The organism is Rhizobium aouanii (genome assembly GCF_037002925.1).
GTDB classification, from domain to species: domain Bacteria; phylum Pseudomonadota; class Alphaproteobacteria; order Rhizobiales; family Rhizobiaceae; genus Rhizobium; species Rhizobium aouanii.
This window is the reverse complement of sequence record NZ_JBAMYD010000003.1, coordinates 91,420-114,752: the sequence shown is the minus strand read 5'-3', so window position 1 is coordinate 114,752 and position 23,333 is coordinate 91,420. Positions and strand designations below refer to the sequence as shown.

The window sequence follows — 23,333 nt, the reverse complement described above, 5'->3', positions numbered from 1 at the left end:
ATGGTCACGGCCAAGTCAATAAAAAAGCCGCCCCGGAGACCGGAGCGGCTTTTCAGGAAAAAGCAATCCGATCAGCGGCGCGGGCCGCGCGCCACGCGCTCGATTTCCTCGCGCACCAACCGCTCGACCAGTGTCGGCAGATTATCATCGAGCCACTCACGCAGCATCGGGCGCAGCATGTCCTCTGCGATCTCGTCCAGCGAGCGGCGCTCGGCACCGTCGATCGCAGCGGCGAGCTCTTCGAAGGAGCGGCTGATCTGCAGGCCGGCATCCTCCGAAAGCAGCGTCGGCTGGACCTCGTCTATGACGCTCGGCAGGAAATGCTCGGTCGACGACTGGGCAGGTTCCATGGCCGGCAGCGCTGTTTCGACGGCAGGCGCAGGCTCGGCGACGACAACCCTTTGCGTTTCCGTAAACACCGGCTCGGCCGGCTGCTGGATCGCAGGAGGCTGGATGGGCGCTGCGGCATCCGGGAAAACAGGCTGTGCCGGCTGCGGCTGCGGTGCCGCGGCGCGCGGCGGTTCCGGCGTCACGGCAGGCTGCGGTTCGGGCTGACGGAAGCCGCTCGGAATTTCGCGCAGGGCCTGACCGGCTTGCACGGCGCTGCGCTCGGAGGCGGCGCGCACACGGGCGGCGACATCGGCAAGCGACAGAGCGCGGGCCGGAACTTCTGCTTCGGGGGCGGTGCCGGCCGAATTGGCGGCGACGAAACGCGGATCGGAGGAGCGCATGACCGGTTCGGGGAATTCCACGCCGGCATAGGTATCGTCGACCGTCAGATGAATTTCGGAGCCATTGTCATCCTCGTCGGCGCCGTAGACCGGCGGCAGGGACGCGGAAATCGCCTTGCCGGCGCCGGGCTCATTGCTTTCGATAATCTGACGGATGGACGCCAGAATTTCTTCCATGGACGGTTCACGCGCTACACTTGGCTGAGCCATTTCTATCCCCGTTATCCCAAAACAACGACCGGATGGTGTGGAGCGTTCATCCGAATCACCACGACCTTAGAATACCCCAAGCGTGAAAAAAATCATCGCGAATCAAATGAATGCGGCCATGCACAGTTTTGTTACCGGATGTTTGCCACCCGCAAAACCTGTCGCGATTTTGCGGCGGAAGCATCCCATGAAACCGAGGTTGAAGCGCATAACATCCGTCCGATCCGCCGTGGCGGCGTCAGCCTAGATGATGTTTGTGAAGGCTTTGCAGCGGCGCTGACAAAAAACGGGCGCCAATGGCGCCCGTTGCTGAATGTCATCGACAAGAACGATATCAGAAAACGAATTCGCGCGCCTTGGCGAAACCCGGCAGCGGCTTGACCGAGGCGTTAAAGAAGACGTTTTCCGAAATGGCGCCGCGCTCGGCGACGAAGACCTTGGCGCGGGCGGCATTGCCGTAACCTTCGACGGTGATCAGACGGCCACCATCGCGCAATTGACCGAGAAGGGCCGCCGGAACCTCTTCGACTGCGCCGTTGATGAAGATCAGATCATAGGGAGCGCCGGCAGCGTAGCCCTGTTCGAGCGGGCCGGTCACGACCTCGACCTTGGCGTAGCCGGCAAGCTGCGCCTTCGCTTCAGTGGCCAGCGCCTCGTCGCATTCGAGCGCGATGACGGAGCCGGCAATGATCGACAAAAGCGCCGAGGTATAACCCGTACCGCAGCCAATCTCGAGCACGAAGTCGTCTTTGGTGATCGCTGCCAACTGCAGCAGCTTGGCGAGCGGCGACGCTTCCATCAGGAAGCGGGCGGGCTTTCCCGGAGCGGCTGCGGAGATCTCGACGTCGTTGTCGATATAAGCCAGCAGCTTCGCCTTCTCCGGCACGAAAGCCTCACGCGGCACCGTGAGAAACGCCGTCAGCACGGAATGCGAGGTAACGTCCGTCGTGCGAACCTGGGTATCGACCATCTTTGCGCGCGCTGCTTCGAAATCCATCATGTCCTCTGGCTCTTGAAAAGCGGTTCCTGTCCCTCGTCTCTTAATCCCCGCCACGGATGCTTTCAAGGCTTGGCAGGCGCCGACAAAAAGAATCCGGCAGGCGCCTCTTCCACGCCACAGGGGCAGGAGGGACGCCACAACTCAAACGTGGAATCTTCTGCCCCTTCATGTTATGATCTGCGACGGAGGAAATAGGAGGAGCAGGCCATGTCTGCGATTTTCGAATATTTCACGCTGTTCGATTTCTTCATCGTCGCGGCGCTCATCGGCATATTCTGCTGCGGGCTGCTGGACGGCGAAACGACTTGGAAGCGATAGGGCGCCGAAGCGCACTCGGAGATATCCTCGCATCGCGGCAATGCATGTCGGCGAGCACGGGTCTGACATGCGTTCTTTTCCTTTGAAGTCCAGCCCTCGACAGCCGCACGCGTATTAACGTTACGTCAACCATTTTGTTGCGGCGCGCTCACCTTCCGCTATGGGTGTGCACATGCAAACCTTCATGATCAAATCACGCGGCATAGAAGCGCTTCGCTACAATGCCGATGCCTGACTGCTGCTGATCAAATACAGCAGCGGCGACATTCGCAGCTTCACCCGCATTTCGCCGCAAGGCATGCGGCGGCTGCTCGGCGCCGGTCCCGATATCGATGAGAGGCCCGAATTGAGCGATCTGCAATATCAGGCGGAAATCCGCAAACGCGGCCTGAGAGCGCTCTACCGCCTCACGGGAATCAATCCGTTACAGTTCGATTTTTCGCCCGGCCAGCGGGTCTGGTAACATCGAAAACACCAATGCCGTACCGCTGAACCAGCAGCGTTTCACACAGATTATGTCTTGTGGAAGATGTTGGAGGCCTCGCCCGGAAGGGCGCAAGCGGGCGAAGTCAAACAGTTACCGAGCTTATCGCCACCTCCGCTGAAATATTTCTCATTAGAAATCAATGGCGGCTGCCACACCCTGCCACACTTAGACACCTGTTGAACAACTGTGCACTTGGTAACCAATATTACAAAAGTCCAGAAATAGTGCTTGCGCGAATTACTCGCATGGGCTGTAGCTAATTACTTGGGGTGAGGGAAATTCATGAACATAATAAATAGCGCAGGCATGTCCTCTGCGGCTGCCATAGCGTCACCTGACGAGGAAGTTATTCAACTTCTCTATATGACGGCGAAGGAAGAGGATCTCTGCTGTCTCATGACTGACGGGGAGTGGGAGGATTACGACAAAACCGTTGTAAATCGCGCATGCGACCTCGGTCTCGTCGCCATTCATAGTCCGGGTGGCGGATGGAGCTACGTGACCGGCTGGCGGCTTACAAAGCTCGGCAAAAAAACAATCGGCATCCCGGTAAAGCTCAGCGTCATAGCCCGCCTTCTGGCACTCTTTACCCGCTGAATGCTAGCCGATCTCATAAACCGCAGGATTGTCCTGCACCTCGCGCAGCCCCTTATAGGATGCATGGCGCAGCTTTCCGTCGTGGGTCCATGCCCGGTATTCAATCTCAGCAACCAACGTCGGCTTGATCCAGACAACACCCTTGCGCCGGCCGGAGTATTCCGGTGCCAGCGCCTTAATCTTTTCCACCTACATGGATCACAACAATATCGAGGTGCTTCGAGACCGAAAGAAGGAAACGTCCTTCGCCGCCGATGAACGCCTGAAGTGCTCCGCCAGGTCTTCGACACCAAGAAGGACGGCAAACTGGTCAACCCATTTGCAGTGCACACCGACGGGTATGCGACGGCGACGCCCCAGGACCCTCGCGCAATATATCGAGCACCACGGAATTCGTTCCAAGGCCGTTCTGGGTGTCGCCATTTTGATGTTCACCGGTTTTCGAGTCCGATGTCTCGCAGCTCGGCCCGCAACACCGCCGCAAGGGACATGTTCAATCTGCGGCTTTTCAAGAACAGCAATCGCAAACCTTACGATATCGAGATCGCCATTCATCCGATCCTCGAATCGGTGCTCGCCATGCACAAGGTGACGGCGATGACCTATTTGGTCACCGAATTCGGCAAACCGTTCTCAATCAAGGGACTGGGAAACAGGATCTCGGATTGGTTCCGCCAGGCCGGCCTCGGTCATCTGACGGCACATTCCGTCCGAAAAGGCTTGGCGACAGACGTTGCGCACAACGAGGCGACCGACAGCATGCTCGAAGCGATGTTCGGCTGGCGCGATGCAAAGACATGAAAAATTTATACAAGAAATGCCGACGGCGCCCGCCTGGCGCGACAAACGGTCGCACGAATCAACTGGGATGGCGTCGGTACCAAACTGCTCGCGCTGACCGAAGAAAGCGACGTGGCGAATGAATAAACCGGGAACACATTGCCACACCTCACCTTTGGTGTGGCGGAACGGTTCAAGTCCAAACTGCCACACCTCGAAAATTACCGGGGTATCGCAATGGGTTATCAATGTGGTGGGAAGATATTGGAGGCCTCGCCCGGAATTGAACCGGGGTACAAGGATTTGCAGTCCTCTGCGTCACCACTCCGCCACGAGGCCTCACGCGCTCGTTATCTGAGCTGTGGCGAGCGTTTAGAATGATCGTAAGGAAATCGCAAGAGGGCATTTCGGAAAAACGCCGTTCCGCTGCTGCCGAGAAGGCCATTTTTCCATCCCGGAACGGCGCGGGCGCAGGCTGGAATTTCCATGGCCGCAACGATGCCCCATTTCCTGGCAATGATGGCATTTGAAACAAATTCTTAACTTGACTTCGATCCTCGTCCGGGCCTCAATTATGGCCGGGAGGGTATAGGAGCTTGCGATGGATTGGGCTGCCCTCAAATCGAAGCGCGTGCGTGCCGCATATGATGCCGAAACCCGGGATCTTTATGTAAAATTTCCCGGTTCTGCGCCGGTGAAACATGCGGATATTCCGCCGCACGTCTACCAGAACCTGCTGGAAACGGATGATCCGCATTTCTACTACAAATATTATATAGCGCCGTGTCGCGTATCGCAGGCGCATCGACAACCGGTCTCCGTTGCGTCCTACGCAGTCAAGCTCGTGCTGCTCCTTGCCGCCTGTAGCTTGTTGATGGCGACCGGTCTCGACCAGGACCGTGGCGGGACTTTCGAGGAAAGCGAACTCAGATCTAACTAGACGGGAAAGTGGATGAGTTGCGCGCCCAGCCCAATCTCAGGGCCTGCGACAAGGCGGCTGGTTCCGGCGTCGAAATTGTCGCTCCTGTTCTGAGAACGGTAGCGCCGATTGTCCCGCTCGCGGTCGTTCCTATCACGCTCGTTCCGGCCGTTGAAATTGCGATAGTTGCGCGGCCCGTTGTAGCTGCCGCCCTGACCGTGGTCGACCACGCAGCCTTCGGGACGGCGACAGATGCCGCGAGCGTCGAAACCGCGGCTGTCGATGGCTTGGGCCTCGGCGGAAATGCCTGAGAGAAGCGCCGCTGCCGACAGGACGACAACAAAAGATACTTTCATTTCCTCACCTGAACCATCGTGACGCAATTTTGCGTTTTACATTCTATAAACCACGAATGCGAAAAGCGCCCCACAGTTCCACACCCTCCTTGACGATCAGCCAGCCGGTTTTCGCCGCCTGTGCCACCAGACCGCCAGCCGCCGCCGAAGCCGGCGCGCGAACGGCAGATCGTGCGAGAGCACGAGGAAGCCGAGCGGCAGCATCCAGAAGCCGAGGATGGGCAGGAAACCCAACACGCCGCAGAAAATGAGGGCCATGCCGAGTGCCATCCGCGCGATGCGCGAGCGCGGCATGCCGATGCTGAAAGAGCCGAGCACAAGCCTGCCGCTTGCATGATCGATGCCGAAGCGCACTGCCCGTGCCTTGCGCTTCTCGCCGCCTCTCGTCTCCTCACGATCATTCACATTTGTCATTCCCCACAGATGGGCGCAGGCATCCCAAATACAAGTTCATTTCATTTTTTTGAAAAAACCGCTTGGCAAATCGGGAAAGCGTTTGTATTAGCCCACTCACACCGCGCCAAGCAGTGATCCCTGGTAGCTCAGCGGTAGAGCATTCGACTGTTAATCGACAGGTCGCCGGTTCGAATCCGGCCCGGGGAGCCATTTTTCAAAGTTAAGCGCCTGTTTCGTTGAAAACTCCGAATGCAGGCGCTTTCCCCTCCCCGCCTTTGAAATCGACTTTTGGCCGACAGCGCATTTGTGGTGGCTTCGGTGTTAAAATTCTGCTGACGGACAACGCGCTTTTTACGACGGGTAGGCAACCGCTGGCCAAAAAACTGCCGGCGGTGTACAGCAAACGTCATGGCACTAGATCCCGAAAAAGCATTTTTAGATTACAGTGCGGCGGACTGCAGCGTGCAGTTCTGGACCGCCAAGGCACCGGCCGTGCAATTCACCTCTTTGGAAGCCGCCGTCAGGTTCGCAAAAGACCATGGCGGCAGGTGGGAAGAGATTGAGATAACAGTCCATCTGCCGCGCGAGGACATCGCATTCGCCACCGGAAAAGTGCATCAACTAATCGACGCTTTGCCAGGTGACCTCCGGAAAAAACGGTAGCGCTGGCAGTGCCTCGGCCTCGGTCTCTTCCCAAAGTCGCGCGCGAACGTTGACCCAGATGAGGTCACCTTAAACGGCACACAATGCGGGACCGCGCCGCTTTAGGCAGGCTGTTCTGGAGGCGATCTGCCGCCCCTAGGTGTTCTGATTAAAACACCCGATATGCCCGCTTAATTCCGCTTTCACTGGAACTCTCGCAGCCGGCCGCTGTTTTGCATCCAGGCAACGAAACGGAGGAAAATCATGACTTCCAAACATCCCAAGTCAACTCGCCCTACCGACGCAGATCTCGAGCGAGATCCGGGTATCGGACAGTCGAAGGGGCTGCATCGTGACACGGGCGCCGACGATATTGCCGGGCAGAACACTGAAGAAGGCGATGTGGCCAACGATTCCAACCGATTTGGCGGCATAAACCCCAAACAGCGCGGCCGCGCAAACAAATAGGAAAGGTCCACGACGGACGATTCCGCCATCGCGCACCGAACAAGCCACGAGAGCAGGCATGCTCGATAAAATCACCAGACGGCGCGCTTATGTTGCGGGCCGGCGGCCGGCGAAATAGCTCGCCGGTGTCTCGCGGGCGACACCGGTTTTACGCTCCAGGAACCTGAGCGCTGAAGCGTCCAGCCACTGCCTGCTTGTACTGACAATGAGACGCCCGCCTCTAATAGCTGCATGAACGGCCGTCGCCGGGTCGAAATCCATCCGCACAGGCCGGGTTCATTGAATCTCCCGGCTGATATCCTGATGCCGAGCCATATGAATTTGGTGGTGTCGAGCAGGCCGAGGTCATGGTGGCAAGGCTGATTGCCGCGGCTGCTACAAATGCCTGAAATCTGTGCATCGATTTTTCTCCAGTTTACGACATGATGAGAGCCTCTCCCTTTCGGAACCTGGGAGAAATTTTCCGGAACTCATCTGCTCCCAAATCATCTTGAGCCTCAACATATAGGCGCGCTCCTCGGTCGGGGTTAGCTCCGAACGCGCAAGATTCTCTTTGCGATCTCCGTAAGCTCTGCAACGTCAACCAAGGCTCTCGAGATTGTTTCCGTTCGAAAGCGACGGAAACTCCGCTTCGGCCTCTCTTGACTCGCGAACTGAACGGAACATAATGGGAACATCGGCGTAGCGCCGCCAAAATCCGAAAACTTGCGGTGGAAACTCTGAAGGAGATCGAGCTCGTGCGTCCGCAGATAGCTGAAAAGCTGGCAGAAGAAGCGCCGAGAGGAGAAGTCGACGCAGTTGTCGCCTTTCACGATGGGGACATCCGCGCCGCCATTACGACATTGCTGCTGGATTGCCGTCACCTGCGGCTTCAGCTTGCCCTTGCGGAAAGAGGGATGAGCTGCGGCATGACACGTGGATGGACACCGACTGTCGAACGGGCATGAAACATCGCCGCAGTATTGAACTCGCACCACCTGATAGCCATGCGGTCGAAATCGAAAAGGAAACGCTGTCGACCTTGCCGCGGTGGTACATCATCCATGCTCGTTGCCGCAGATGCCGTCACGAAACATCTATCGACCGGCAGGAAATTGCCCGGCGCTACGGCCATGACCTGTCTCTCGCCAAGCTCGCCAGGCGCCTCAAATGTCGAGGATGCGGCAACCGGTCCGACAATGTGCTGTTACTTCAGAAGCTGCCGCGCGATTGAAGGAGATTGCGCACCAGATCGTGTCGGTTTCGGCTGGACCCGCGCGGGAGAAGCCGGCCCCCCCCCCCGCGAGCGGCTCGGCCCGCTGATGAAACAGTCCCATCTTGGGCGCACCAACCCAGATAGAAGCCGCTCGGGAACAAACGCCGTGGATAAAAGTTGAGTGGCATCAACCACGTAACGTCAGTTTCTGACAGGAGGTCTCTCATGGGTCGCGGTATTCTGCTTTGGCTGCTTGGTGTTCCACTTCCAATCATCATCCTTCTTGCTCTGTTTATGCGATAGGAACAGATCATGTCGGTTTCAATGACAGGTTCCGGGGAGATTGCTACCCCGGTCGAATCCTCCAAATCCGCCATGACATGGGGGCCAATTTTCGGGGGCGCCGCTGCGGCTATCGGAGTGACCCTTATTCTTTTGCTCCTTGGATCCGGGGTCGGGTTGACGATGGTATCACCCTGGTCGGGGCAAAGCAGTTCGCTCGGCACGGTCGGGGTGACGGCGGCGATCTGGCTGGTTGTCGTGCAATGGCTGTCCTCCGGGCTCGGAGGCTACATCACCGGCCGGCTGCGCACGAAGTGGGCGGCCGTCCACACCGATGAGGTGTTCTTCCGCGATACGGCGCATGGCTTCATCAGCTGGGCGCTGGCGACGATCTTCGTCGCCGGGTTTCTGGCGTCGTCGCTGACCTCGCTTGCCGGCGCAGGCGCACAGGCGGTGGGTTCCGCCGCACAAGCTGTGGGTTCGACCGCCACTGCCGCCGGCACGGCAGCAGCATCGTCGACAGCGTCGCCGATGGATCTGCCCACTGCCTATTTTACCGACGCGTTGCTACGTCCTGATCAAGCTCGCGCGGCGGCAACGTCGAATGACGCCGCGGCAACGGCGGAAGTATCGCGCATCCTCCTCAACGGCGCCGCTGAGGGCCAAATTCCCGATGACGACAAGGCCTATCTTGCCACCATCGTCTCTGCGCGGACCGGTCTTTCCGAAGCCGATGCGCGCACCCGCGTCGACACCGTGCTGAAGCGGATCGACGACGCCAAGGTCGCCGCCCAGAAAGCCGCCGATGAGGCACGCCAGGCGGCCTCCACCACGGCATTGCTCGGCGCGTTGTCGCTTCTGATCGGGGCTTTCATCGCCGCTGCCGCCGCAGCGTTCGGCGGATCGCAACGCGACGAAGAGGAAGACCTTCTCGTCACGCCTCGAATTTAAGAACCGACGGAAACCAGGGCGCGGGGCCGAAGGGCCACGCGTCCTATTTTATCTGGCGCCCCTCCGAGGCTCTGCTCTTGTTGGACTATCGTCCGCCCCGGCCTCTTTCCCAAGTGGCGGTTTATTTCGCATCGAGCGGAACATGTGGCCGTAGTGGAGCTTCGGTTAGGTCGAAACCTTTACCGGAGTAAATAGATGGCCAAGAAGACGTCCAAAATCTCGCCCGCGGACAACGCAACGATCCATGATCAGAAACTGCACCGGGGTGCAGGCGGTGAGCTTCATCAGTTTGCCGAAGACGGCAAGCCGATGCTGACCACAGCGCAAGGTGGCCCCGTTTCCGACGATCAAAACACGCTTCGTCTCGGCGCCCGCGGCCCGGCTCTCATCGACGATTTCCACTTCCGCGAGAAGATCTTTCATTTCGATCACGAGCGCATCCCAGAGCGGGTCGTCCATGCGCGCGGTTACGGCGCCCATGGCTATTTCGAAACATATGAATCGCTGGCCGCCTATACCCGGGCCGATCTTTTCCAGCGGCCAGGCGAAAAGACGCCGGCCTTCGTTCGGTTTTCGACCGTCGCCGGTAGCAAGGGTTCCTTCGATCTGGCGCGCGACGTGCGTGGTTTCGCGGTCAAGATCTATACGCAGCAGGGGAATTGGGACCTCGTCGGCAACAATATCCCGGTCTTCTTCATTCAAGACGCGATCAAGTTTCCCGACGTCATCCATTCCGTAAAGCCGGAGCCCGACAAGGAATTTCCGCAGGCGCAGTCGGCGCATGACAATTTCTGGGACTTCATCAGCCTCACGCCCGAAAGCATGCACATGATCATGTGGGTGATGTCGGACCGCGCCATTCCGCGATCGTTTCGTTTCATGGAGGGTTTCGGCGTGCACACCTTCCGCTTCGTCAACGCGACTGACGACTCGACCTTCGTCAAATTTCACTGGAAACCGAAACTCGGCCTGCAATCCGTCGCCTGGAACGAGGCGGTCAAAATCAATGGTGCGGATCCGGATTTCCACCGCCGCGACCTCTGGCAGGCGATCCAGTCGGGAAATTTTCCGGAATGGGAACTCTGCGTGCAGCTTTTCGATCAGGATTTCGCCGACACGTTCGACTTCGACATCCTCGATCCGACGAAGATCATTCCCGAGGAGATCCTTCCGGTCAAACCGATCGGCCGTCTCGTGCTCGACCGAATGCCCGACAACTTTTTTGCAGAGACCGAGCAGGTCGCCTTCATGACGCAGAATGTTCCTCCCGGCATTGACTTCAGCAACGATCCACTGCTGCAGGGACGGAATTTCTCCTATCTCGACACGCAGCTGAAACGTCTGGGCGGTCCGAATTTCACGCATCTGCCGATCAATGCACCGAAGTGTCCCTTCCACAATTTCCAGCAGGATGGCCATATGGCGATGCGCAATCCCGTCGGCCGCGTCAATTACCAACCGAACTCGTGGAATGAGGGGCCGCGGGAATCGCCGGTTCAGGGCTACCGCCACTTCCCTGCCGAAGAACAGGGGGCCAAGGTTCGGCTGCGGCCGGAAAGCTTTGCCGATCATTACAGCCAGGCCCGGCAATTCTACGTCAGTCAGACTCCACCGGAACAACGCCATATCGCCGCGGCGCTGATCTTCGAGTTGAGCAAGGTCGAAACGCCAGTCATTCGCGAGCGTATGGTCTCGCATCTGATGAATATCGATGAGACGCTGGCCAGCAAGGTCGGCCACGCACTCGGCTTCAAATCGATGCCGAAGCCTGCCGATGCGGCCATGCCGACGCGGCAGGATCTTGAGCCGTCGCCGGCGCTCAGCATCATAGAGCGCGGCCCGAAGCGGTTCGAAGGACGCAAGCTCGGCATGCTTGTCAGCGATGGCACCGATGCCGCTATCTTCAAGGCGCTGCTTGCCGAGATCACCGAGCAGAAGGCCGCATTCGAAGTGATCGCGCCAAAGATCGGCGGCGTGACACTCTCGGACGGCAATTGGATCGAAGCACATCAGATGATCGACGGCGGACCTTCGGTACTTTACGACGCCGTCGCACTCCTCCCCTCCGCCGAGGGAACCGGCGACCTGCTAAAGGAGGCGACGGCCCGCGATTTCGTGGCGGACGCGTTCGTACACTGCAAGTTCATCGGCTATGTGGAAACAGCGCTGCCGCTGATGCAGAAGGCTGGAATTGCCGATTCCCTGGATGAGGGCGTGATTGCGCTCGGAGCGGCGAAGGATGTTCCGGCTTTTATCAAGACGCTTGGCAAACTGCGGGTCTGGGGTCGAGAGCCATCGGTCAAATTGAATTGACCGTCTCGCCGTCAGGTCCGCACGAGAATGGCTAGTCGAAACCCGCGGAAACCCGGGTTTTATGTCGTATGCCGCCCTATTATCCAACGCAGGTGATGGAAGCTGCTCCGATGTACCCGCAGACATGTTCTCCCTGCCGGCCAAAGAAAATAAGATATCCGAATAAATTAGCTGGTTTGCCCCAAGCCGCGCTCAGAAACGGTTACTCCAAAAAATAAATCATTGTGCACTGCAGCAACCTTTTCGTAGATTGACGCGTTTAGTTCAGCATCACCGCCATCCCGGCTGCTGATTGGCGGAGGCTTTCATGAGATCTATGTCGGACACTCTCGCACGCCTTGCTGCGCTGCGAGGAACCCTTCGCGCCCAAGCCACGCAGAGCAACCCTGATCTTGTCGCATTGGAAACGTTTGGCTCAAACCCGGGTGCTTTGGGAGGCTATATCTATCTGCCGTCAAGGCGCGGGAAGAACATGGCCCTGGTCGTGGTCCTGCATGGCTGCACCCAGACCGCCGCCGGCTATGATATCGGGTCCGGGTGGTCGCGCATGGCCGAGGACTATGGCTTCGCGCTGCTGTTTCCCGAGCAACGGCCGGCAAACAACCCAAACCTCTGCTTCAATTGGTTTAACCCGGAGGACATCCGCCGGGATCACGGCGAGGTCTTTTCCATTCGTCAGATGATCGCAAAGGTGGTTGCGGATCACGATATCGACGGCAGGCGCGTGTTCGTGACCGGGCTTTCGGCGGGCGGCGCCATGGCCGCTGCCATGCTCGCCACCTATCCCGACGTTTTTGCGGGCGGCGCAATCATCGCGGGCCTGCCATATGCCAGTGCCGCTACCATTCCCGAGGCGTTCGACCGAATGCGCGGCCACCGCGGCCCGACCGGCAAAGAGCTTCAACAGCGGTTGAGAAATGCTTCAGAGCACAAAGGACCGTGGCCGACACTATCGATCTGGCAGGGAAGCGCAGACAGAACCGTCGTGCCATCCAACGCAAATACGATCGTCGAGCAATGGAGACATGTCCACGGCGTCGACGCATTGCCGGCGCGCGTCGAAGATATCGGACGACATCAGCGAAGAGTGTGGACCGATGCTGACGGTGGCGAGGCGATCGAGCTCTATACGATTGCCGGTATGGATCACGGCACGCCTCTCGATGTCGGCACCGGCTACGGGACAAGCGCCCCCTTCATGCTTGACGTCGGAATTTCCTCGACCGTCGAAATTGCCAGGTCCTGGGGTTTGGTTCCCTCATTTGAAAAACGGCGCAACGCGAAACCCTCGGCTGCGCAACCGGAAAACGTCGCAGGTCCATTCGGCGCGGGCAGCGACCGTGGCGGCATTCAGAAGGTCATTGAAGATGCCCTCCGATCCGCTGGGCTAATGCGGTAGTCATGTTGCTAATTAAAGTGGAGATTTGTAGACAAGAATAAACACGCGGAATAGGAATGGCGCTCATCGTCATACCGGGAGACACCATGGTTCCGCTTTTTATCGCAACTCCTTCGCGCCGCCGCATGACGGCTGCACTTGCCGCCGTGCTGTTTGCACCGGCAGCTTTTGCCGAAGAGATCGTGTTCACGGATCAGGGGAACCGCGAGGTGCGGCTGGCAAAGGCTGCCGAACGTGTCGTCTCGATCGTTATCCCCATGGCTTCCACCGTCATCGCGCTGGATGGCGGCACCCGGAAGCTCATTGGCATGAACCCGACGGCAAAGAGCGCCGTGGTCGAAGGGATTCTCGGAAAGATCTTCCCCGAAGCCAAGGATATTCCCTCCGATGTGACCGCGCCGAATTTTGTGCCGAATGTCGAGGCGCTCACAGCCGCCAATCCCGACCTCGTCATCCAATGGGGCGATCGCGGCGCCGATATCGTCGCGCCGATCACCAATGCCGGCCTCACCACGATGCTGATCCTCTACGGCACCGAGGAACGGACCCGCGAATATATGTCCATGGCCTCGAAGGCGATCGGCAAGCCAGAGCGGATCGGCGAACTGGTGGAATGGCGCGACCGCGTTCAGAAGGATATCGGGGCCAAGGTGACTGCTATCCCCGACGACAAGAAGCCGAACGTTCTCTACCTCGGCCGTGCGCTCTCCGATATCAGCGCCTCCGGCACCAAGGGCAACTACAATGCCTGGTCCATCGAACTTGCGGGCGGCAGAAACGCCTCGGCCGAACTCAACGGCACCGTCTCGGTAAACAAGGAGCAGATCGCAGCGTGGAACCCCGACGTCATCTTCCTCAATGCATTCGAGGCAAAGCTGAATGTCGACTGGGTCTATAACGATCCGATTCTCTCTCTCACCAACGCCGCCAAATCCAAGCGGGTCTACAAGATGCCGCTCGGCGGCTATCGCTGGGATCCGCCGAGCCAGGAATCGCCGTTGTCCTGGATGTGGACGGCAAACCTGCTCCATCCTGAGATCTTCAAATACGATCTGCGCGCGGAAATGAAGACGGCCTACAAGACGCTTTACAATTACGACCTGACCGATGGCGATATCGACAATATCCTTTGGCTGAAGGAACAGGGCGCCGCCGCCGACTACGCGCAGTTCGAGGCGAAGTGACGTATGGCGACGATAACTGAGGACGAGACGGCGCCCGCCGCCCACCGGATTCACCTCGCCAGGCAGACGCTGGTCTTTGCCTTGCTGCTGGTGTTGCTGGTGGTCGCCTTCACCGTCAGCCTCTGCGTCGGGCGCTTCTCGGTGCCGCCAGGACGCGCGTTGGAGTTGATCTGGCAGGGGATCAGCGATCCGTCACGGGAGCTTGCCGGGATCGACGAGCGTATCGTGTTGCTGGTGCGTGCGCCGCGCGTCGTGCTTGCCGCACTCGCCGGCGCCGGGCTTGCCATTTCGGGCGCCGGCCTTCAGGGCGTGTTTCGAAATCCGCTGGTATCGCCCGACATACTGGGCATTTCCCAGGGTGCCGCCTTCGGCGGCGCGCTGGCGATCATGCTCGGCATTTGGGGATTTCCGCTGATTGCCATGGTGTTCCTCTGCGGCATGGTGGCCGTCATCCTAGTGGGGCTGCTCTCGCGCATCAACGGCCGGTCGGAAACGGTAACCGTGATCCTATCGGGGTTGGTTATCAGCTCGATGTTCTCGGCTGTTGTTTCGCTGCTGCAGTTCATTGCCGATCCCAACACATCCCTTCCCGCCATCGTCTACTGGCTGATGGGATCCTTTGCGACGGCCACTTGGGAGCGCACGCTGGTGGCAGCGCCAGGCCTCATCCTCGGAAGCTGCTTCCTGTGGATGCTCCGCTTCCGGCTCAACATCCTGTCGCTCGACGAAGCCGAAGCCCGCAGCCTCGGCGCAAATACGACGCGCGAGAGATGGCTGGTCTTCTGCCTCATCGCCGTCATCGTCGGCAGCCAGGTCGCGGTCTCCGGCATCATCGGCTGGATCGGCATCGTCATTCCCCACGCCGCCCGCCTGCTGGTCGGCCATGATCACCGTACGCTGCTGCCGGCAGCCGCCGTGCTCGGCGCAGGCTTCATGGTCTGCATCGACACCCTCGCCCGCACCGCGACGGCGGCGGAAATCCCGCTCGGCGTCATCACCGCCCTTGTCGGCGCGCCGATCTTTGCGGCTCTGCTGCGCCATCACTATCGCGAAAGGACCGGATCATGATTGGATTGACGGATGCGGTCGTCAGGTTCGGGGCGCGCACCATCCTCGACCGCCTGAGTTTCTCGGTTCCCGTCGGGCGTTCGCTCGCCATTCTCGGTCCCAACGGCCGCGGCAAGACGACGACACTGAAAGCCATGCTCGGCTTTCAGCAGCTGGACGCGGGCAGCCGTGTCGCGCCAGCCATCGTCGGGTATGTCCCGCAGACAGGAAGCAGCAACCAGCGCTACCGCGCCATCGATGTCGCCGTCATGGGGCGGGCAGCGCATCTCGGCCTGTTCGGGCAACCGGGACCTTCCGATTTCGAGATTGCCCATGCCGCGCTCGAGCGGGCGGGAGCGGTCCGCTTTGCCGATCATTTCTTCGACCGGCTTTCCGGCGGTGAACGGCAGCTCGTGCTTCTGGCGCGAGCGCTCGCCACCGGGTCGGAGGCGATCGTCCTCGACGAGCCGGCGGCGGCACTCGACCTTCACAACCAGGAGCGGCTGCTGAACCTGCTCAAAAGCCTGCGCGAACCGCGCGACAAGGCGATCGCCTTCACGACGCATGATCCGAACCATGCGCTTGCCGCCGCCGACGATGCGCTGCTGATGATGCCGGATGGTCAATCGCTGTTCGGTCCGGTCGCGGAGACGATCACGCCGGAACATCTCGAACGGCTCTACGGTGTCCCGATGCGGGTGATCGAGCTTATCGGCCCGACAGGCGATAGACATCAGGCGGTTCTGCCGGCCTTTGCAGGAATTCGCGCCGCATGAGCATCCTTCTGATCCAGTCGCATTATCAAGACCCTTTCAGCATGACCCCGCCGGCTTTCGCCGAGGCAACCATGCAGGGCAAGCTGATCACCGTACGCGAGATGGAGCTGACCGCGGCGCATTTCGCCGCGGTAAGCGGCCTCATCACCACGATCCATCTCGATCAGGTCGGCTTCGTCAGATACGCGCCGGCGGTGGCTTCCTTCCTCGACCGAGGCGGCCGGTGGATCTTCAACGGCCACATGCTTCGGCCGATTCTGCCGGAACTCGGCACCTATATTCCCATGCCGCAGCCGAAAAGAGCCGACTTCGTGCAAGCTCGGCGCTTCGATCATCCGGTCTTTACCGGCATCGACCAGAGGATGCTGGAAACGAACCGTGGCGTCGCCGGTTTCTACGGCCGCGGACACAACCCGATGCCATCGGGCGCCGTTGCGATCAATACGTTGGGACCGGCTGCCGTTCCCATCGACTGGATCTGGGCTCGGCCGGCAGGCGGAGAAGTATTGTCGCATGCCGGAAACGAGTTCTGGGGTTGCGGAGACGATCCCGACATCAAGAAGAAGTTGGCCGACCGTGTTATCGCCTGGCTGGAGGGGAAGTTGAACCGATGAGCGTGCTCGCGATCCATCCCGGCGCCTACTACCACATCGAGACGCTGGAAGCGCCGAGTTACCGGCATTATTTCGACAGGCTGATGCGCCCGGAGGATTTGCCCTCGGTGGAACTCAGCGACTACCAGGTGCTGTTCATTCCCTGCCGGACGCCGGCGGATCGGATGGCGCCGCATGCAGCGCAGCTGCGAGGCTACCTCGACCAGGGCGGCACGATCGTTGCGACCGGCGAGACGGTATGGGAAACGTTTCTGCCGGCGATCCATTTCACACCGCAACCGACAAACTGGTGGTGGTGGCTGACCGAGGGCGCCGATCTCGGCGTCAGGATCTCAGCACCCGGCCATTCGCTGTTCGAACATCTCGGGCAGGACGACCTGGCCTGGCACCTTCATGGCTGGTTCGACCCACCCGAGGGCGCCGAGGTTCTGGCAGTGAACGAGGAAGGCAAGCCGATCCTCTATGTAGACGAGGTCACGACGGCGGGGCGCATGGTGATCACCAGTCTCGACCCCTGCTTCCACCACGGATCGCATTTCATGCCAGCGACGACGCGCTTCCTGGATGGTTTCCTTCCCTGGATGCGCAAAGAATTGGACAAGGAAAAATCGGAATGAACGAAACGAAGATCGAAGTGCTCGAAGACGGCAAGCCGCTTGCCTACGGCTTCGCCGACATCATGCATTATCACGGCTATGGTTTTCCCGGCGGTGTCGCCCATGCCTTCAAGGTGATGGAACGCGCCTTTCCGCTGCTCAGCGCCGACGGACCGCCGGAGCGCCGCGAAATCTCGGTCCGCACGGCCTTTCGCGGTCCGGGCGGGCGTGACGCTTTCGAAATGGTGACGCGCGCATTGACGGAAGGGCGCTATAGCGTCGATCCCTCGCTCGACCGGCCGGAGCGCGGCGACATCCTTGCCCGCTACGTCTTCGAGCTCAGCTATCGCGGCCGCACCGTCACCTTGCAACTGCGCGACGGCCATGTCCGCGAGGAATTCATCATGCTCGCTCGCAAGCCCGACCGAACATCCCAGGAAGAGGAGCGTCTCGCCTGGCTAAAGCAGGAGATGGCGGACCGGCTGCTGGCGCTGCCGCCGGAGGCGGTTTACGAAGAGGGATAGGACGACCACTCTCCCTAGAGCATGATGCCGAAAAGTGTGAGCGGTTTTGGGCAACATCATGCTATAACTATATAATTTAGAAAGGGATTCAGATTTTAGGCCGACCCGGCCTAAAATCATCCTGTTCTAGTGAAGCTATAAATCTTACAGATCGACCACGATCGGAAAGAAGAGTTCGGTAGCGCGGTTTTCGGCCAGATCGGGCAGACCTGCCCGAAGATCGGCGCTATCGGTTTTGAGACTTGGGCAGTGGTCCGTTTTGGTGGCTGAAGACCAGTTCGCTCTGGACATCTTGCTGAAACTGCAGCACCCGCTGACCGACATCGCTCTCCGGCATCCCTGCCGCCAGAAGCTGATCAGCAAGCCTGCGGCATTCGGCCTTCCAGAATTCTATCGCATCTGCGCCGTGCCGCCGGCCGAGTTCGCGAGCGCAGCGCTCGACATTGGCAGTTCCGGTTCCAGCGGGAAAGGCAATAATCTTGCCTTCATTGGCGCCGGCAGGCCGGCGGGTCATTTCAGTAGCCATCGAACACAGGTTCCTTTGATCCTGTTCGTTGTCTACGGGACTATGGTTAATGCTTTCTATTTGCTGCAGTAAGAAGATCAATCAGGTGGAAATTTAGCGGGCCGCAATGTCACCAGACAATCGGATGGGTTTTGCCGGTGAGCACGTTCACGAACCCCTCCGGCGCCAGCCTCGACGGCGCGACCAGGACCCAGCGCCAGGGCGAGCAGGTCAGCGTCGCAAACGACAGACGCTCGGGAAAGCCCGGCCACCATCGAGGCGAAAAGGTCGGCTCGTAGATCCAGTCGATCCCGGCGCCGGCGGCATAAAGAGCCTGCATCTCCGCATCGAGCACTTCGGCCGAACGCGCCGTCATCAGGCCGCCGACCTCGTAGCGGACGCGGGCGAGAATCTTGCCGGCGGATACCAGCACCCAGCCGCCCTGCTGCTCGTTCAGGGCATTGACTGATATCGCCATCGCCTCGTCGGATGAGCCGACCGTCCAGATATTGTGCTTGTCGTGCCCGAGCGTGGAGGCGAGCGCCGTCTCCGGCGTGCGCGGTCCGGTGCCGAGCCAGAACATCCTGGAGACCTTGGCCTCTCCGGAAAACCGGTCAACAATCGAGAATTTGGTGACATTGCACGCGGGATCCCGCTGCACGGCGCCCTCTTCCACCGGCAATTCCATGGTGATGAAATCGTCGTGCCAGTGAAACGGCCGCAAAAGTGCTGCGTTGACCGTGGTCCGGTTCGGCGGCGCCTCGATGCGGAAATCGTCAGCCGTGACCGTCCTGTCTATTTTCACGGTCCGCGTCGCCCATTGCGGCCAATCGATTTCAGGACGCACGCCAATGAATGTCGCACCCTCGGACACAGGCCTCCCGTCGGCCCACACTTTTTCGATCGACAGGCTGGCGACGTCGCCAAGAAGAACGAAATCGGCGAAGCGGCCCGGCGCGATCGATCCGACCCACGGCGTCAGCCGCATATGGCGTGCCGGATTGAGGGTGACGCACTGGATGGCGGTCTCCGGTGCAAGGCCGTTTTCAATGGCGAGCCGGACATTGTGGTCGGTCGCACCGATTTTCAGTGTGTCCGAGGCGCTGCGGTCGTCGGTCACCAGGGCGATCTGCGACCAGTCCGTCAGCCCCTTGTCGATCAGGCCGCGGATGACCTCCGGCAGGGAATGCGGCCTGAGCTCGATGAAAAGGCCGTGGAGGAGCTTCTGCCAGATCTCATCGAGAAACCAGCCTTCGTGATCGGAGGCGAGACCTGCCGCGGCAAAGGCATTGATCGAGGCCATGTCGCGCAGTCCGGCACCGTGGCCTTCGACCACGCCGCGCTGCTCGAAGGTCGCGCCGATCATGCCCCACAGCCGATCGTAGGAAGGATTGCCGGGATCGGATATGGACGGCCAGTCCATGACCTCATCGAGCCCGGCGACCATCAGGCTTTCGGAAAGGAAGGCTTTCTGTTCGTCGTAGCCGAACCAGCCGCCACCCCATTCATAGGCGGTCGGCGGGACGGCGGAGCCAGGCAGGGGAAAGATTTTCATCGGCGATCCGCGCCGGCGCGCTTCCAGCCAGAATTCCAGATTGCGGGCGCCGTTGACATTGGAAAATTCGTGGCTCGCCTCGCATGTCCAGGTCACGCCATGCGGCATCACCAGAGCCGCCTCCCATTCCGGCGTCAGATGGGAGCTTTCGATATGTTTGTGCGCCTCGCCGAAGCCCGGCACGGCCGCAAGATCGGGCTCGGAGAACCGCTCGCTCACTTCGCCTGCGTAACTGCCTGCGGGGCCGACATAGGCGATACGGCGGCCCTTGATGACGATCTCCTGATCGTCAAGCCACGTCCTCGAATGGACATCGAGCAACCTGCCCACGCGCAACAACCTGTCGGCGGGCCGGCGTCCGAGCGCCGTCAGCACGAGATCCTGCCGTGTCAGAACCTCGTCGGACGCGTTGATCAGCAGATCATCAGGAAGAACAGTGCGCGAAGTGGCCATGAATGGAATGCCCGTGAGAAGCTGCAACCGCCGGACCGTAGAGACCATGCCCGGATGTGTAAAGCGCTGATGAACCACACGTTTTGTGAGCGATGACCAGACGCCATCAACCGGGAGTTAGCTGATGGTCCGGTCCCGGAAAATTCTCCGCACAAGAGCGTATTTGCCCAATTATTGAGCTTGCGGCCCGATCGATCAAAAAATAGTATCCCTCAAATCGTGGGGGGTACGATCCCGATTGCCAACGCCGCTTTTCACAGAAGGACATTGCTCATGAAGGCCAGACGTTTTGCCCAAATCCTGTCTCTTGCGCTGCTTGCCTCCGTCGGCAGCACCGCTGCGGCACATGCGCAATCGAAGACGCTGACCATCTCCTGGTGGGGCTATAACGGCGAGAAGATGAATGCGAACATCATCACGCCGTTCAAGAAGATCTGCGGCTGCGAGATCGTGTTCGAAACCGGCAACAATGCCGACCGGCTCAACAAGCTGAAATTGCGCGATGGCAAGGGCGTCGATGTCATCTATCTCACCGACAGCTTCTCGCAGCTCGGCATCGAACAGGGATTGTTCCAGGAGATCGATCCGTCGAAGATCCCCAACCTCGCGGATATCTACGAGCTGGGCAAGGCGCCTCAAGGCAAATACGGCCCCGCCTACACGATCGGTCGCGTCGGCATCGTCTATGATTCCGCCAAGGTCAATCCGCCGATCACTGCCTGGGGCGACCTGTGGCGCGACGATTTGAAAAGCTCCGTCTCCCTGCCCGGCATCACCACCACTGCCGGCCCGCTGGTCGTTCTGGAAGCCGGCAAGCATGGCGGCGCAGATGCCTATGAGGACACCGACAAGGCCTTCTCCGAAATCGAGGCACTCAAGCCCAATGTCGTCAAGAACTACAACACCGGCTCGGAGCTGGTGAACCTGATATCAACAGGCGAAGTGCGCGTTGCGCTGGCCCAGGATTTTACCCTGGCATCGATGCAGGCGGCCGTTCCGACGATGACATGGGCAAAGCTCACAGACGGCGATATCGCCACGCTGAACACCGTAAACATCCCGAAGGGTTCGGAAAATGTCGAACTCGCGCATCAGTTCATCAACTTCATCCTGTCAAAGGACGTCCAGCAGGCTGAAGCCGAACAAGGCGTCGATGCGCCGATCTCGACCAAGGTCAGCCTGACGCCGGACCAGGCGAAGATCTGGACCTATGGCCCGGATATGGTGGCAGGCCTCACCCGCATCGACTATGCCAAGATGAACGCTGCCAAGGCCGACTGGATCGATCGCTGGAACGAAGTCTTTGGTCAATAAGCTGGGCGATATCCCGGCCGATTCGCCGCCAGACATTGAAGCGCCGCACATCCGGACCCAAGATGCGGCGCTCTGAACATTCGGACATGCGACGAGTTTCGAGATGAAGCCTTTTGCCAGATGGGTGTTGACGATGCCGGCGACGATTGCCGTCGTTGTGCTTCTCATCGTTCCCGTCGCCATCACCATCGCGGCGACGTTTACGGAACCGAAGGGCGTTTTTGCGCCCTATGTAACATTCTTCAGCAGCGGCTTTCGCCGGGCGGTTCTTTATCGGACGCTGGAGATCGCCCTGATCACGACGGCGATTTCACTCACCGTGGGTTTCATCACGGCCTATGTGATCGCGCAGATGCCCGGTCGCGCAAAGAGCATCATGATCGTCGCAGCGGTTTTTCCGCTGCTGACGGGTGTCGTCGTCCGATCCTTCGCATGGCTGATCATTCTCGGGAAGAACGGCATCCTGAACGCCATGCTCATCTCGACCGGCATCCTCAGCGAGCCGCTTTCGATGCTCTATACCGAAGGTGCGGTGATCGTCGCCATGGTTTATCTCTTCGTTCCCCTGATGATCCTGACACTCGTCGGGGTGCTTGAAGGCATCCCGCGCGATCTGATCGATGCCTCAGCCTCGCTCGGCGCGAGACCGCTGATGACATTCCTTCAGGTGATCCTGCCGCTTGCGACACCCGGCCTCATCGTCGGCGCGGTCCTGGTCTTCACCGGCAGCTTCACCTCCTATGCGACACCGCAACTGCTCGGCGGAGAAAAGCAGATGATGATGGGGACCTTCCTCTACCAGCGCGCCATGGTGACTTTCGATTGGGTCGGCGCATCGACGATCGCCGCCATCATGGTGGTGCTGACGCTGGGCGTGGTCCTGATCATGAGCCGCATCGCACGCCGGCTCAATCCGATGGCGGTGTGATGGACAGGCGCGTTCACCCGATCCTCGCCGCCTTTGCGGCCTGCGTTTTCTTCTTCCTGCTCGCACCGCTCGTCATCATTATCGGTGCGGCCGTCAGCGACACGACCTATCTGACCTTCCCGCCACAGGGCCTGACATTGCGGTGGTTCGTCAATATCTTCCAGATCGAGGCCTTCCGCACGACCGCGATCACCAGCCTGCAGGTCGCCTTTCTCGGCACGGCGCTCTCCCTGCTGATCGGCGTCCCGGCGGCCTATGCGATCAATCGCTATCGGGTGGAATTGCCGCGCTGGCTGTCCACCATCTTCGTCCTGCCGATTCTGGTGCCGGAGATCGTCTTCGGATTCTCGCTGATGAAATCGGTGACGATCGGCCTCGGGCTTCCAATCTTCATCAGCCTGCTGGTCGGCCATGCCCTGCTGATCCTGCCCTATTCAGTGCGTGTCGTCGGCGCCAGCCTGGCGGCCTTCGATTTTTCCGTCGAAGAGGCGGCGATCAGCCTAGGTTGCCCGCCGCTGAAAACCTTCCTGACCGTGGTCCTGCCGAATATCCGCGCCGGGGTCATTGCCGCCTTCATCCTCGCCTTCATCACTTCGATCAACGACGTGTCGGTTTCGGTCTTCCTGACCGGGCCGGGCATCTCGACGCTGCCGATCCAGATCCTTGCGCATATGGAACAGTTCTTCGATCCGACGATCGCATCGGTCTCGGTGCTGCTGATGTTCGTGACAGTCGGCGTCATGGCCGTCGTCGAGGCCACGCTCGGCCTCACCTTCCTGACAAAGTAGAACGC

General features: G+C 59.7%; 27 protein-coding genes, 2 tRNA genes and 2 pseudogenes. 22 read left to right on the top strand and 9 right to left on the bottom strand.

The features are described 5' to 3' along the window. Window positions 1-71 precede the first annotated feature (71 nt). A complete protein-coding gene (locus V8P77_RS06355; RefSeq protein WP_335911300.1) occupies window positions 72-941 on the bottom strand; it encodes a PopZ family protein in 870 nt (289 codons plus the stop codon). A 138-nt stretch (window positions 942-1,079) separates the two neighbouring features. On the opposite strand from V8P77_RS06355, the gene V8P77_RS06350 reads away from it, so the two are divergent. Then, the gene (locus V8P77_RS06350) at window positions 1,080-1,322 is read left to right on the top strand and encodes a hypothetical protein (protein ID WP_335911299.1); all 243 of its coding nucleotides are present in this window, start codon (window positions 1,080-1,082) and stop codon (window positions 1,320-1,322) included. Here the strand turns inward: V8P77_RS06350 and V8P77_RS06345 are convergent. Further along, entirely contained in the window at window positions 1,276-1,941 is a 666-nt protein-coding gene (locus tag V8P77_RS06345; RefSeq protein ID WP_335911298.1) for a protein-L-isoaspartate O-methyltransferase family protein, read from the bottom strand. The two genes, V8P77_RS06350 and V8P77_RS06345, sit on opposite strands and share 47 nt — an antisense overlap. Window positions 1,942-2,419: 478 nt before the next feature. Here V8P77_RS06345 and V8P77_RS06340 point away from each other — a divergent pair. Both V8P77_RS06340 and V8P77_RS06335 read left to right on the top strand, forming a co-directional pair. After that, a pseudogene (locus V8P77_RS06340) lies at window positions 2,420-2,722 on the top strand (hypothetical protein). Window positions 2,723-3,028: 306 nt separating this feature from the next. Next, window positions 3,029-3,343 (top strand): hypothetical protein, encoded by a 315-nt coding sequence (locus tag V8P77_RS06335; RefSeq protein ID WP_335911297.1) that lies wholly within the window; start codon window positions 3,029-3,031, stop codon window positions 3,341-3,343. Between the two features lie 3 nt (window positions 3,344-3,346). On the opposite strand, the pseudogene V8P77_RS06330 reads toward V8P77_RS06335, so the two are convergent. Then, a pseudogene (locus V8P77_RS06330) lies at window positions 3,347-3,505 on the bottom strand (ATP dependent DNA ligase); the annotation flags it as partial. 288 nt (window positions 3,506-3,793) lie between these two features. On the opposite strand from V8P77_RS06330, the gene V8P77_RS06325 reads away from it, so the two are divergent. Continuing rightward, window positions 3,794-4,144: a site-specific integrase gene (locus V8P77_RS06325; protein WP_335911296.1), complete on the top strand. Its 351-nt coding sequence runs from the start codon at window positions 3,794-3,796 to the stop codon at window positions 4,142-4,144. A 244-nt stretch (window positions 4,145-4,388) separates the two neighbouring features. On the opposite strand, the gene V8P77_RS06320 is transcribed toward V8P77_RS06325, so the two are convergent. Then, a tRNA-Cys gene (locus V8P77_RS06320) sits at window positions 4,389-4,462 on the bottom strand. A gap of 262 nt (window positions 4,463-4,724) precedes the next feature. Between V8P77_RS06320 and V8P77_RS06315 the strand changes: the two genes are divergently transcribed. After that, on the top strand, window positions 4,725-5,063 hold the full coding sequence (locus V8P77_RS06315; RefSeq protein ID WP_335911295.1) for a KTSC domain-containing protein: 339 nt from the start codon (window positions 4,725-4,727) through the stop codon (window positions 5,061-5,063). Here the strand turns inward: V8P77_RS06315 and V8P77_RS06310 are convergent. Both V8P77_RS06310 and V8P77_RS06305 read right to left on the bottom strand, forming a co-directional pair. Further along, entirely contained in the window at window positions 5,060-5,398 is a 339-nt protein-coding gene (locus V8P77_RS06310; RefSeq protein ID WP_335911294.1) for a hypothetical protein, read from the bottom strand. The two genes, V8P77_RS06315 and V8P77_RS06310, sit on opposite strands and share 4 nt — an antisense overlap. 96 nt (window positions 5,399-5,494) lie before the next feature. Next, window positions 5,495-5,812 carry a membrane protein gene (locus V8P77_RS06305; protein ID WP_025394316.1) on the bottom strand — a complete coding sequence of 106 codons (318 nt, stop codon included), beginning with the start codon at window positions 5,810-5,812 and terminating at the stop codon, window positions 5,495-5,497. A gap of 117 nt (window positions 5,813-5,929) precedes the next feature. On the opposite strand from V8P77_RS06305, the gene V8P77_RS06300 reads away from it, so the two are divergent. The 3 genes from V8P77_RS06300 (at window position 5,930) to V8P77_RS06290 (ending at window position 6,904) form a co-directional block, all read left to right on the top strand. After that, window positions 5,930-6,004: transfer RNA gene (locus tag V8P77_RS06300), tRNA-Asn, on the top strand. A gap of 198 nt (window positions 6,005-6,202) precedes the next feature. After that, a complete protein-coding gene (locus tag V8P77_RS06295) occupies window positions 6,203-6,457 on the top strand; it encodes a hypothetical protein (RefSeq protein WP_335911293.1) in 255 nt (84 codons plus the stop codon). A gap of 243 nt (window positions 6,458-6,700) precedes the next feature. Then, window positions 6,701-6,904 (top strand): hypothetical protein, encoded by a 204-nt coding sequence (locus V8P77_RS06290; RefSeq protein ID WP_335911292.1) that lies wholly within the window; start codon window positions 6,701-6,703, stop codon window positions 6,902-6,904. Window positions 6,905-7,124: 220 nt separating this feature from the next. Here the strand turns inward: V8P77_RS06290 and V8P77_RS06285 are convergent, their stop codons facing one another. Next, window positions 7,125-7,304, bottom strand: coding sequence for a hypothetical protein (locus V8P77_RS06285; protein ID WP_335911291.1), 180 nt, complete (start codon window positions 7,302-7,304; stop codon window positions 7,125-7,127). A gap of 310 nt (window positions 7,305-7,614) precedes the next feature. Here V8P77_RS06285 and V8P77_RS06280 point away from each other — a divergent pair, with 310 nt between their 5' ends. From V8P77_RS06280 to V8P77_RS06230, 11 genes are all read left to right on the top strand, one after another. Then, window positions 7,615-7,851 carry a hypothetical protein gene (locus V8P77_RS06280; RefSeq protein WP_335911290.1) on the top strand — a complete coding sequence of 79 codons (237 nt, stop codon included), beginning with the start codon at window positions 7,615-7,617 and terminating at the stop codon, window positions 7,849-7,851. Further along, on the top strand, window positions 7,848-8,117 hold the full coding sequence (locus V8P77_RS06275) for a hypothetical protein (protein ID WP_335911289.1): 270 nt from the start codon (window positions 7,848-7,850) through the stop codon (window positions 8,115-8,117). Before V8P77_RS06280 ends, V8P77_RS06275 begins: the two co-directional genes overlap by 4 nt. Before the next feature lie 294 nt (window positions 8,118-8,411). Beyond that, complete coding sequence (locus V8P77_RS06270) at window positions 8,412-9,332, top strand: hypothetical protein (RefSeq protein WP_335911288.1); 921 nt, start codon at window positions 8,412-8,414, stop codon at window positions 9,330-9,332. A gap of 195 nt (window positions 9,333-9,527) precedes the next feature. Continuing rightward, on the top strand, window positions 9,528-11,645 hold the full coding sequence (gene katE, locus V8P77_RS06265) for a catalase (protein WP_335911287.1): 2,118 nt from the start codon (window positions 9,528-9,530) through the stop codon (window positions 11,643-11,645). Window positions 11,646-11,952: 307 nt separating this feature from the next. After that, window positions 11,953-13,044: an extracellular catalytic domain type 1 short-chain-length polyhydroxyalkanoate depolymerase gene (locus tag V8P77_RS06260; protein ID WP_335911535.1), complete on the top strand. Its 1,092-nt coding sequence runs from the start codon at window positions 11,953-11,955 to the stop codon at window positions 13,042-13,044. A 56-nt stretch (window positions 13,045-13,100) separates the two neighbouring features. Continuing rightward, window positions 13,101-14,228, top strand: a complete 1,128-nt coding sequence (locus tag V8P77_RS06255) for an ABC transporter substrate-binding protein (protein ID WP_335911286.1) — start codon at window positions 13,101-13,103, stop codon at window positions 14,226-14,228. Window positions 14,229-14,231: 3 nt separating this feature from the next. Then, window positions 14,232-15,296, top strand: a complete 1,065-nt coding sequence (locus V8P77_RS06250) for a FecCD family ABC transporter permease (RefSeq protein WP_335911285.1) — start codon at window positions 14,232-14,234, stop codon at window positions 15,294-15,296. Further along, window positions 15,293-16,051 carry an ABC transporter ATP-binding protein gene (locus V8P77_RS06245; RefSeq protein WP_335911284.1) on the top strand — a complete coding sequence of 253 codons (759 nt, stop codon included), beginning with the start codon at window positions 15,293-15,295 and terminating at the stop codon, window positions 16,049-16,051. The genes V8P77_RS06250 and V8P77_RS06245 overlap by 4 nt, the downstream gene beginning before the upstream one ends. After that, complete coding sequence (locus V8P77_RS06240; RefSeq protein WP_335911283.1) at window positions 16,048-16,665, top strand: hypothetical protein; 618 nt, start codon at window positions 16,048-16,050, stop codon at window positions 16,663-16,665. Before V8P77_RS06245 ends, V8P77_RS06240 begins: the two co-directional genes overlap by 4 nt. Then, a complete protein-coding gene (locus tag V8P77_RS06235; protein WP_335911282.1) occupies window positions 16,662-17,282 on the top strand; it encodes a hypothetical protein in 621 nt (206 codons plus the stop codon). Before V8P77_RS06240 ends, V8P77_RS06235 begins: the two co-directional genes overlap by 4 nt. After that, window positions 17,279-17,785 carry a hypothetical protein gene (locus tag V8P77_RS06230; RefSeq protein WP_335911281.1) on the top strand — a complete coding sequence of 169 codons (507 nt, stop codon included), beginning with the start codon at window positions 17,279-17,281 and terminating at the stop codon, window positions 17,783-17,785. Before V8P77_RS06235 ends, V8P77_RS06230 begins: the two co-directional genes overlap by 4 nt. A 226-nt stretch (window positions 17,786-18,011) precedes the next feature. Here the strand turns inward: V8P77_RS06230 and V8P77_RS06225 are convergent, their stop codons facing one another. Then, window positions 18,012-18,311, bottom strand: coding sequence for a DUF6074 family protein (locus tag V8P77_RS06225; RefSeq protein ID WP_003538909.1), 300 nt, complete (start codon window positions 18,309-18,311; stop codon window positions 18,012-18,014). Window positions 18,312-18,420: 109 nt separating this feature from the next. Next, a complete protein-coding gene (locus V8P77_RS06220; RefSeq protein WP_335911280.1) occupies window positions 18,421-20,346 on the bottom strand; it encodes an adenine deaminase in 1,926 nt (641 codons plus the stop codon). A gap of 225 nt (window positions 20,347-20,571) precedes the next feature. Here V8P77_RS06220 and V8P77_RS06215 point away from each other — a divergent pair, with 225 nt between their 5' ends. From V8P77_RS06215 to V8P77_RS06205, 3 genes are all read left to right on the top strand, one after another. Then, complete coding sequence (locus tag V8P77_RS06215) at window positions 20,572-21,612, top strand: ABC transporter substrate-binding protein (RefSeq protein ID WP_335911279.1); 1,041 nt, start codon at window positions 20,572-20,574, stop codon at window positions 21,610-21,612. A gap of 103 nt (window positions 21,613-21,715) precedes the next feature. Then, complete coding sequence (locus V8P77_RS06210) at window positions 21,716-22,540, top strand: ABC transporter permease (protein WP_335911278.1); 825 nt, start codon at window positions 21,716-21,718, stop codon at window positions 22,538-22,540. Next, entirely contained in the window at window positions 22,537-23,328 is a 792-nt protein-coding gene (locus V8P77_RS06205; protein ID WP_065279702.1) for an ABC transporter permease, read from the top strand. The genes V8P77_RS06210 and V8P77_RS06205 overlap by 4 nt, the downstream gene beginning before the upstream one ends. The last annotated feature ends 5 nt before the right edge of the window (window positions 23,329-23,333 follow it).

Bases quoted from the DNA above. Each gene is read 5' to 3' on its own strand.
- V8P77_RS06355 (WP_335911300.1), bottom strand. From the start codon at position 941: ATGGCTCAGCCAAGTGTAGCGCGTGAACCGTCCATGGAAGAAATTCTG.
- V8P77_RS06350 (WP_335911299.1), top strand. From the start codon at position 1,080: ATGTTTGCCACCCGCAAAACCTGTCGCGATTTTGCGGCGGAAGCATCC.
- V8P77_RS06345 (WP_335911298.1), bottom strand. From the start codon at position 1,941: ATGATGGATTTCGAAGCAGCGCGCGCAAAGATGGTCGATACCCAGGTT.
- V8P77_RS06335 (WP_335911297.1), top strand. From the start codon at position 3,029: ATGAACATAATAAATAGCGCAGGCATGTCCTCTGCGGCTGCCATAGCG.
- V8P77_RS06325 (WP_335911296.1), top strand. From the start codon at position 3,794: ATGTCTCGCAGCTCGGCCCGCAACACCGCCGCAAGGGACATGTTCAAT.
- V8P77_RS06315 (WP_335911295.1), top strand. From the start codon at position 4,725: ATGGATTGGGCTGCCCTCAAATCGAAGCGCGTGCGTGCCGCATATGAT.
- V8P77_RS06310 (WP_335911294.1), bottom strand. From the start codon at position 5,398: ATGAAAGTATCTTTTGTTGTCGTCCTGTCGGCAGCGGCGCTTCTCTCA.
- V8P77_RS06305 (WP_025394316.1), bottom strand. From the start codon at position 5,812: ATGACAAATGTGAATGATCGTGAGGAGACGAGAGGCGGCGAGAAGCGC.
- V8P77_RS06295 (WP_335911293.1), top strand. From the start codon at position 6,203: ATGGCACTAGATCCCGAAAAAGCATTTTTAGATTACAGTGCGGCGGAC.
- V8P77_RS06290 (WP_335911292.1), top strand. From the start codon at position 6,701: ATGACTTCCAAACATCCCAAGTCAACTCGCCCTACCGACGCAGATCTC.
- V8P77_RS06285 (WP_335911291.1), bottom strand. From the start codon at position 7,304: ATGCACAGATTTCAGGCATTTGTAGCAGCCGCGGCAATCAGCCTTGCC.
- V8P77_RS06275 (WP_335911289.1), top strand. From the start codon at position 7,848: ATGAAACATCGCCGCAGTATTGAACTCGCACCACCTGATAGCCATGCG.
- V8P77_RS06270 (WP_335911288.1), top strand. From the start codon at position 8,412: ATGTCGGTTTCAATGACAGGTTCCGGGGAGATTGCTACCCCGGTCGAA.
- katE (WP_335911287.1), top strand. From the start codon at position 9,528: ATGGCCAAGAAGACGTCCAAAATCTCGCCCGCGGACAACGCAACGATC.
- V8P77_RS06260 (WP_335911535.1), top strand. From the start codon at position 11,953: ATGAGATCTATGTCGGACACTCTCGCACGCCTTGCTGCGCTGCGAGGA.
- V8P77_RS06255 (WP_335911286.1), top strand. From the start codon at position 13,101: ATGGCGCTCATCGTCATACCGGGAGACACCATGGTTCCGCTTTTTATC.
- V8P77_RS06250 (WP_335911285.1), top strand. From the start codon at position 14,232: ATGGCGACGATAACTGAGGACGAGACGGCGCCCGCCGCCCACCGGATT.
- V8P77_RS06245 (WP_335911284.1), top strand. From the start codon at position 15,293: ATGATTGGATTGACGGATGCGGTCGTCAGGTTCGGGGCGCGCACCATC.
- V8P77_RS06240 (WP_335911283.1), top strand. From the start codon at position 16,048: ATGAGCATCCTTCTGATCCAGTCGCATTATCAAGACCCTTTCAGCATG.
- V8P77_RS06235 (WP_335911282.1), top strand. From the start codon at position 16,662: ATGAGCGTGCTCGCGATCCATCCCGGCGCCTACTACCACATCGAGACG.
- V8P77_RS06230 (WP_335911281.1), top strand. From the start codon at position 17,279: ATGAACGAAACGAAGATCGAAGTGCTCGAAGACGGCAAGCCGCTTGCC.
- V8P77_RS06225 (WP_003538909.1), bottom strand. From the start codon at position 18,311: ATGGCTACTGAAATGACCCGCCGGCCTGCCGGCGCCAATGAAGGCAAG.
- V8P77_RS06220 (WP_335911280.1), bottom strand. From the start codon at position 20,346: ATGGTCTCTACGGTCCGGCGGTTGCAGCTTCTCACGGGCATTCCATTC.
- V8P77_RS06215 (WP_335911279.1), top strand. From the start codon at position 20,572: ATGAAGGCCAGACGTTTTGCCCAAATCCTGTCTCTTGCGCTGCTTGCC.
- V8P77_RS06210 (WP_335911278.1), top strand. From the start codon at position 21,716: ATGAAGCCTTTTGCCAGATGGGTGTTGACGATGCCGGCGACGATTGCC.